Consider the following 7,112-nt stretch of genomic DNA (forward strand, 5'->3'; position numbering starts at 1 on the left):
TTCGTCCACCCGATAGGGTGCGGGCATGACTGTCGTGTACAACATCTTCGTCGTGTGCCACCTGCTCGGTATGGCGGCGCTGGTCGGTGGCTACTTTGCCGTGCTGAACGCGCCCCGGGTCTCCGAGGTGATGGTGTGGGGCGCCCGCGCCCAGTTCGTGACCGGGCTGATCATCGTCGGCCTCGGCGAGGGCGCGTTGGACAAGAACTACATCCACGCCAAGATCGCCGTCAAGCTGGTGCTCTCGCTGGTGATCGTCGCCCTCGCGGAGATCACCCGGGCCCGGCAGAACAAGGGCCAGCCCAACCCGAATCTCGTGCACGCGGTCGGCGGGCTGTCCGTGGCGACCGTCCTGGTCGCGGCGCTCTGGACCTAGCGGACCCGGTGAGTCCGGGAACCCGGACCCGCACCGAGCGCCTCGACGCGCTTCCGTTCACCCGTAGGCACGGCCGGCTGCTGCTCGGGTCCGGCATCGGCTGGGCGCTCGACGCGATGGACGTCGGGCTGATCTCTTTCGTGATGGCCGCGCTGGCCGTGCACTGGGAGCTGAGCAGGACCCAGCTGTCCTGGATCGGCTCGATCGGCTTCGTCGGGATGGCCGTCGGGGCCAGCGTCGGCGGGCTGCTCGCGGACAGGGTCGGCCGCCGGCAGGTGTTCGCCGCGACCCTGCTGATCTACGGCGTCGCGACCGGCGCCACCGCGCTGGCGGGTTCGGTGGCGGTGCTGATGGTGCTGCGCTTCGTGGTCGGGCTCGGCCTCGGCGCCGAGTTGCCCGTGGCGTCGACCCTGGTCAGCGAGTACGCCCCGCGCAGCCTGCGTGGCCGGATGGTGGTGGCGCTGGAGGCGTTCTGGGCGGTCGGCTGGATCCTGGCCGCGCTGATCGGCTACTACGTGGTGCCGCTCGGCGACGACGGCTGGCGGTGGGCGCTGGCGGTGGGGGTGGTGCCCACCGCGTACGCGGTGGTGGTCCGGCTCGGCCTGCCCGAGTCGGTCCGCTTCCTCGAACGGCGCGGCCGCCACGCCGAGGCGGAGGCCGCGGTCCGGTCCTTCGAGGAGTCGCCCCCGATCGGGCGGGCGGTCCGGACGCCCGAGCCCGAGCCCGAGCCCGAGCCCGAGCCGGTGCCCCGGGCGCCGGCCGAGGCCCGCGTCGACGGCGCCGCCGAGTCTCTCTGGTCGCCCCGGCTGCGCAGGCGCACGGGGGCGCTGTGGACCGTCTGGTTCTGCATCAACCTGTCCTACTACGGGGCGTTCATCTGGCTGCCCAGCCTGCTGGTCGAGCAGGGTTTCGACCTGGTGAAGTCGTTCCAGTACACGCTCGTGATCACCCTCGCCCAGCTGCCCGGTTATGCGGTCGCGGCCTGGCTGATCGAGGCGTGGGGGCGCCGCGGCACCCTGGCGCTGTTCCTGGTCGGCTCCGCGGTGTCGGCGGGCGCGTTCGGGCTGGCGGACACGCCGACGCAGATCGTGGCGGCGGGAATGGCGTTGTCGTTCTTCAACCTTGGCGCCTGGGGCGCGTTGTACGCGATCGGTCCCGAGCTCTACCCGACGACGGCGCGGGGCTCGGGGACCGGGGCGGCGGCGGCATTCGGCCGGATCGCGTCGATCATCGCGCCGCTGATGGTGCCGTGGCTGCTGACGGGAGGCGGAAATCCGTTGGTGTTCGGGGTGTTCGCGGTGTCCTTCACGATCGCCGCGGTCGCGACGACGGTGCTGCCGGAACGTCGCGGGCAGGCGCTGGAAGAGGTCTGACCGGATTCATCAGAACATCCGACAGACAGGTCGTTCGGACGTCGGCCCGCAACCCATCTGCTCATAGTTGTCGGTGCGCACTGGGCGCCCTCTCACAACCTCAGGGGAAAACGTGCGCTACTTGCAGCGGCGTGTGAACATCCTGGCCGACATTCACACGAGTCACCGGGTCGGGACGCACAGCGCTGCCTGGGCGTGGGCGGTGCGATGGCCGCCGCGGGCGCTGACCGCGACCACCTCGCGGGCGTGGGCGAGGGCGCCGCGGACCGCGCGCGGGTCCCGCGGCCCGGGTCCGTCGAGTCCGGCTACGGCGGCCAGTGCCCGGGCCGTGGCCAGGCGGGCGGCGCCCATCGGCAGGAATGCGGCGGGCGCCAGGGCGATGGTCCAGCCCGCCAGGGCGCCGGCGAGCACGGCGAGGGTGACCGCAGTGAGGTCCGCGGTCGTACTGGCGTAGCCGACGGCGGCCATCGCGGCGAAGACGAAGATGACCGCGCCCGGGCCGGTGATCCGGAACGCGCCGAGGACCAGCGAGGCGATGCCGGCGGCCGCGGACAGCAGCGCGATCTGCCAGCCGGTGGTGACGCCGGTGGCGCCGACGACGGCGCCGAGTGCGACGAACGAGACCAGGCTGACGGCGACGACGGTCAGCTTGACGGCCAGCCTCGGGAAGGGCTCGTGCCGGGCGAATGCCGCGGTCAGTGCGCCGAGGGCGGCGATCCCGGCCAGCGCCGGCTGACCGAGCAGGCCCCCCGCGACCAGGGTCAGCGCGGCGGCGATCCCGACCCGCAGGGCGGGCGCGACGGTGGCGTCGGCGGCGCGGACTTCGAGGGCGCCGCGCCAGGCGTCGGCGGACGTCGCATGCGCCAGCGCGTCGCCGGTCCGGCGCAGGTGGCCGGTTCTGGTGGTGAGGGTGGGGGAGGCGGACACCGACCCAGGATACATATATTTCACGGGTAAATTAACAGTGAAGTATTTCCCGGTTCCGTCGCTACGATGTGCCCATGGACGCGACCGATGAGGACTTCGTGGACCGCGTCCGCGACCAGTGGGCCGGGGTCTACCCGGACGAGGACCTGTCGCCGGTCGAGGTGATCGGCCGGATCGGCCGTATCGGCACGCAGGCCCTGGCCCGGCTCGATCAGATGCTGGCGCCGAGCGGTGTCACGCGAGCCGAATTCGACGTGCTGGGCGCGCTGGCCCGCGGCGGACGGCCACTGCGGGCCAGCGAGGTCACCGCGGTGACGATGGTCAGCGGCGCAGCGACCACCAAGCATGCCGACCGACTCGTCACGATGGGCTTGGTGCGGCGCAGGCCGTTCGAGCGTGACGGCCGGGTGGTGCTGCTCGAGCTGACCGAGGCCGGCCGCGCGTTCGTCGCCGAGCACTTCCCCCGTCGCCTCGAACTGGACCGACAGTTGCTCGCCGGTCTGGACGCCGTTGAGCGCGAAGCGCTTTCGAAGCTGTTGCGGCGGATCTCGGCTGTCGCGGACCGCTGAGGGCGCCGTCTCCTCAGGGGACGCCACCCCGATTGTCTGATCGTCGCCCCGCGGAGGACTGACGCCGCGTCCTCAGGCGCAGTCGATGCACCGCCGTGCGGCGGGCCGGAACTACGGGTGTTCCGTGGAGGTCGGGCAGCCACGCTTCTCGCACGGACCGTCGGTCCCTCCGACGAATCATGCACTTTCTGTTGCGTGGTGCGTCGGTGTGCCGACGAGAGGTCTGTAATAGCGTTTAGTCCTTTGGCCTGGGCGAATGCAACCTGGTGGTTCCGCGTCGGTGCGCTGTTTCGTCCCCTACTCTCGGTGAGTGCACGGGGCGGGCGTCGGCCGGTTCCCTCAACAGTGGAGGAGACACTGTCAATGGTCGGACACCTGGCGCGCAGGAGTGGGTCGGTGCTGGCTGCGCTGGCCATCGGCGTGGGCGTGGCAACGATGGGTGCGGGCGCCGCGTGGGGCGTGTCGAGTAGTGCGGTGGGTGGGGTGGACCAGGGATGCGCGGGGCTGGAACAGCCATGCGATACAAGCTTCTGGTCTCCCTCGGAGAGGGTAGGCAACAGCAATATCTACCTGGGCTACCAGGGTCCCGGCGAGGCCGAAGTGGGTAGGGAGGTCGGGTATTTTCCGAGCTTCAGCGCCCCGGACGGCATGCCCGGCTTGGCGGTGACGAGCGTCACGCACCATGCTCCGCGAGGTTTCGAGTTCGTCGGCGCCGAGGTGTCTTCCCGCACGCCGCCCTGGTGGACGGACGTGAACTTGGACTCGACCGCGACGGTGGATCCCGTCACGGGAGATGTGACGGTCACGGCACCCGAGGGTGGCTGGGTCATCCCGACGGACGGTTTTCGTTCCGGGCAGCTATACGTCTATTTGCGTTACAAGGTGGTCAAGCCGTATCTCGCCGGCACCGCCGGGGTCACGTTCACTGGCACCGACGTCCCGGCGTCGAAGGGGTGGATGGCGACGGGGATCACGCGGGAAGTTTCGGCCTTCGGCCCGTTCGGCAGCTAGCGCGAATGCGATCGTCGGCCCCGCTGCGGTGCCACACAACGCCGGCGACGCATGCCTAGTTGATCTAGCGTCGCATCTCGCTAATCTCCGCTGCATCACCCACCACAGAACCCGCACTCTGCCTCCCCGGCAGATGCGGGTTCTGCTTTTCCTGTCCGGGAAAACTCGATGCGTCCGCGCATTGGCCACGGATACGGTCACTTGGTGCGCAATCGTGAAGCCCTCCTGACCGTCCTCATCCGCCCCGCTGATGAACGAACCGTCATCGACCTGGTGGCGCAACGCTTCCCGGACATACCCCGGATCCAGTTCGACGTCGCCGAAGACGATCCCTCACTACGTGTGCAATGGGCGCAGGAACATCCCGGCATCGAACTCTGACGGCCAACGCCGGTGGCGCAGGAAGGATGCTCCGCTCGGTGGACTCGGCTCCGGCAAATTTTCATGCCCCACAACGAAACCGGCCCGACGGGAAGAATTCCCGTCGGGCCGGTTTCGTGTTGATCTAGAGGCCGGGACGCTTGCCGATCGTCACGGTGACCTCGCCGGTGTGCGCGAAGAAGTCGTTGCCCTTGTCGTCGACGACGATGAACGCGGGGAAGTCCTCGACGTCGATCTTCCAGACCGCCTCCATGCCGAGCTCTTCGTACTCGACGATCTCGACGTTCTTGATGCAGTCCAGGGCCAGGCGCGCGGCCGGGCCGCCGATGGAACCGAGGTAGAAGCCGCCGTGTGTGTTGCACGCGTCGGTGACCTGCTTGGACCGATTTCCCTTGGCCAGCATGATCATCGAGCCACCCGCGGCCTGGAACTGCTCGACGTACGAGTCCATGCGGCCGGCTGTGGTGGGTCCGAAGGAACCGGACGCCAGGCCCTCGGGGGTCTTGGCCGGACCGGCGTAGTACACCGGGTGGTCCTTGAGGTACTGCGGCATCTCCTCGCCGGCGTCCAGACGCTCCTTGATCTTCGCGTGCGCGATGTCGCGCGCGACGACCAGCGGGCCGGTCAGCGACAGGCGGGTCTTGACCGGGTGCTTGGACAGCTCGGCCAGGATCTCCGGCATCGGGCGGGTGAGGTCGATCTTGACCGCGGCGCCCTTGCCGGTGCCCGAGATGCCGTCGGTGTCGGCATCGAGCTGGCTGTCGGTGACCTCGGGCAGGAACCGGCCCGGGTTGAACTCGAGCTGCTCGAGGAAGACCCCTTCGGGGGTGATCTTCGCCTTGGCCTGACGGTCCGCCGAGCAGGACACGGCGATCGCGACGGGCAGCGACGCACCGTGGCGGGGGAGACGCACGACGCGGACGTCGTGGCAGAAGTACTTGCCGCCGAACTGCGCGCCGATGCCGATCTTCTGGGTGAGCTCGAAGACCTGCTTCTCCAGCTCGTGGTCGCGGAAGCCGCGGCCGGTGATCGCGCCCTCGGTGGGCAGCTCGTCGAGGTAGTGCGCGGACGCGTACTTGGCCGTCTTGAGCGCGAACTCGGCGGACGTGCCGCCGACGACGATCGCGAGGTGGTACGGCGGGCAGGCCGCGGTGCCGAGCGCGCGGATCTTGGCCTCGAGGAACTGCATCATCGAGTCCGGGTTCAGGATCGCCTTCGTCTCCTGGAACAGGTAGGACTTGTTGGCACTGCCGCCGCCCTTGGCCATGAACAGGAACTTGTAGGCGTTCTCGTGGCCCTTGGCCGTGTCCGCGTACAGCTCGATCTGCGCGGGCAGGTTGTTGCCGGTGTTCTTCTCGTCCCACATGGTGATGGGGGCGTTCTGCGAGTACCGCAGGTTCAGCCGGGTGAAGGCGTCGTACACGCCGCGGGCGATCGACTCCTCGTCGTCACCGGGGGTGAGCACTTGCTGGCCGCGCTTGCCCATCACGATCGCGGTGCCGGTGTCCTGGCACATCGGCAGCACGCCGGCCGCGGCGATGTTTGCGTTCTTGAGCAGGTCCAACGCGACGAACTTGTCGTTGTTCGACGCCTCGGGGTCGTCGAGGATGCTGGCCAGCTGCGTCAGGTGGTCGGTGCGCAGGTAGTGCGAGATGTCGTGCAGCGCGGTCTCGGTGAGCAGCTGCAGCGCCTCGGGTTCGACCTGCAGGAAGGTACGGCCGTCGGGTCCCTCGACGGTGGACACCCCCTCGGTGGTGAGCAGCCGGTACTCGGTGGTGTCTTCACCGATCGGGAGCAGGTCCTCGTAGAGGAAGTCGGCCATCATCTCTCCTGAGCAAGGGGGTACGAAGTGCTCGTCCAGGCTAATGGTGCGCCGATCGGCCCTGCTCGACGGCCCCGGTCAGGCCTCCTCGGTCACCCCGGCCGCCGCGACGCCACGATGCTCGGCGAGCGCCTCGGCCTGCTCGAGGACGCCGGCGCGGACCGCCGCGGAGAGCCGGCCCCACGGGGTGATCGCCACGGTGAGCTTGCGGCCCGACGCCCGCGGCCGCCACAGCCCGACCAGTTCGCCGCCGCGGGCGATCGCGCCCGGCCGGCCCAGCGTGGGCCACAGCGACTTACGGTGGTCGGGGTCCGGCACCAGCGTCTCGCGGTCCTTGAGTTGCAGGTACGGGTCGAAGGGGCCGAGCAACCGGACCGAGTCGTCCTCCGGCGGTGCCAGCAGCGCGTCCAGGTCCGCGGCGAGCATCGAGCGGGGTTGGCCGTCGACGAGCACGTCGACGGCGTCCTCGGGCCAGTGCGCCGTGACGTCCCGGACCGGGGCGTCGAGGAAGGCCGCGACCTGCGCGGGGGCCGTCGGACCGTAGAACCGCAGGTAGCCGCGGACGACGTCCAACCGCGGGTCCGCCTCGGCGCCCGACGCGGCGAAGGCGGCCTGCCGCCAGCCGGGGATCTTCTCGAGCACCGGCGGGGAAG

At 69.8% G+C, this 7,112-nt stretch carries 8 protein-coding genes; 5 read left to right on the forward strand and 3 right to left on the reverse strand.

The window, feature by feature from the left end:
• Positions 1 to 25: 25 nt before the first annotated feature.
• Together RT2_RS23755 and RT2_RS23760 are read left to right on the forward strand one after the other, a co-directional pair.
• Positions 26 to 376, forward strand: coding sequence for a hypothetical protein (locus tag RT2_RS23755; protein ID WP_072847275.1), 351 nt, complete (start codon positions 26 to 28; stop codon positions 374 to 376).
• An 8-nt stretch (positions 377 to 384) separates the two neighbouring features.
• The gene (locus RT2_RS23760; RefSeq protein ID WP_072847276.1) at positions 385 to 1,749 is read left to right on the forward strand and encodes an MFS transporter; all 1,365 of its coding nucleotides are present in this window, start codon (positions 385 to 387) and stop codon (positions 1,747 to 1,749) included.
• Positions 1,750 to 1,911: 162 nt separating this feature from the next.
• Here the strand turns inward: RT2_RS23760 and RT2_RS23765 are convergent, their stop codons facing one another.
• Complete coding sequence (locus RT2_RS23765) at positions 1,912 to 2,676, reverse strand: hypothetical protein (RefSeq protein ID WP_072847277.1); 765 nt, start codon at positions 2,674 to 2,676, stop codon at positions 1,912 to 1,914.
• 74 nt (positions 2,677 to 2,750) lie between these two features.
• On the opposite strand from RT2_RS23765, the gene RT2_RS23770 reads away from it, so the two are divergent.
• The 3 genes from RT2_RS23770 to RT2_RS26090 all read left to right on the forward strand — a co-directional run bounded on the left by RT2_RS23770 (position 2,751) and on the right by RT2_RS26090 (position 4,637).
• On the forward strand, positions 2,751 to 3,245 hold the full coding sequence (locus RT2_RS23770; RefSeq protein WP_072847278.1) for a MarR family winged helix-turn-helix transcriptional regulator: 495 nt from the start codon (positions 2,751 to 2,753) through the stop codon (positions 3,243 to 3,245).
• A gap of 396 nt (positions 3,246 to 3,641) precedes the next feature.
• Entirely contained in the window at positions 3,642 to 4,256 is a 615-nt protein-coding gene (locus RT2_RS23775; RefSeq protein ID WP_139191321.1) for a hypothetical protein, read from the forward strand.
• A 204-nt stretch (positions 4,257 to 4,460) separates the two neighbouring features.
• On the forward strand, positions 4,461 to 4,637 hold the full coding sequence (locus RT2_RS26090; RefSeq protein ID WP_169888537.1) for a hypothetical protein: 177 nt from the start codon (positions 4,461 to 4,463) through the stop codon (positions 4,635 to 4,637).
• Between the two features lie 124 nt (positions 4,638 to 4,761).
• Here the strand turns inward: RT2_RS26090 and RT2_RS23785 are convergent, their stop codons facing one another.
• Positions 4,762 to 6,459 (reverse strand): fumarate hydratase, encoded by a 1,698-nt coding sequence (locus tag RT2_RS23785; RefSeq protein WP_072847284.1) that lies wholly within the window; start codon positions 6,457 to 6,459, stop codon positions 4,762 to 4,764.
• 78 nt (positions 6,460 to 6,537) lie between these two features.
• On the reverse strand, positions 6,538 to 7,112 hold a 575-nt coding region (locus tag RT2_RS23790; RefSeq protein WP_139280386.1), incomplete at its 5' end, for a DNA glycosylase AlkZ-like family protein.

This window comes from Rhodococcus tukisamuensis NBRC 100609 (assembly GCF_001894985.1).
Classification (GTDB): domain Bacteria; phylum Actinomycetota; class Actinomycetes; order Mycobacteriales; family Mycobacteriaceae; genus Rhodococcus_G; species Rhodococcus_G tukisamuensis.

Bases quoted from the DNA above. Each gene is read 5' to 3' on its own strand.
- RT2_RS23755 (WP_072847275.1), top strand. From the start codon at position 26: ATGACTGTCGTGTACAACATCTTCGTCGTGTGCCACCTGCTCGGTATG.
- RT2_RS23770 (WP_072847278.1), top strand. From the start codon at position 2,751: ATGGACGCGACCGATGAGGACTTCGTGGACCGCGTCCGCGACCAGTGG.
- RT2_RS23785 (WP_072847284.1), bottom strand. From the start codon at position 6,459: ATGGCCGACTTCCTCTACGAGGACCTGCTCCCGATCGGTGAAGACACC.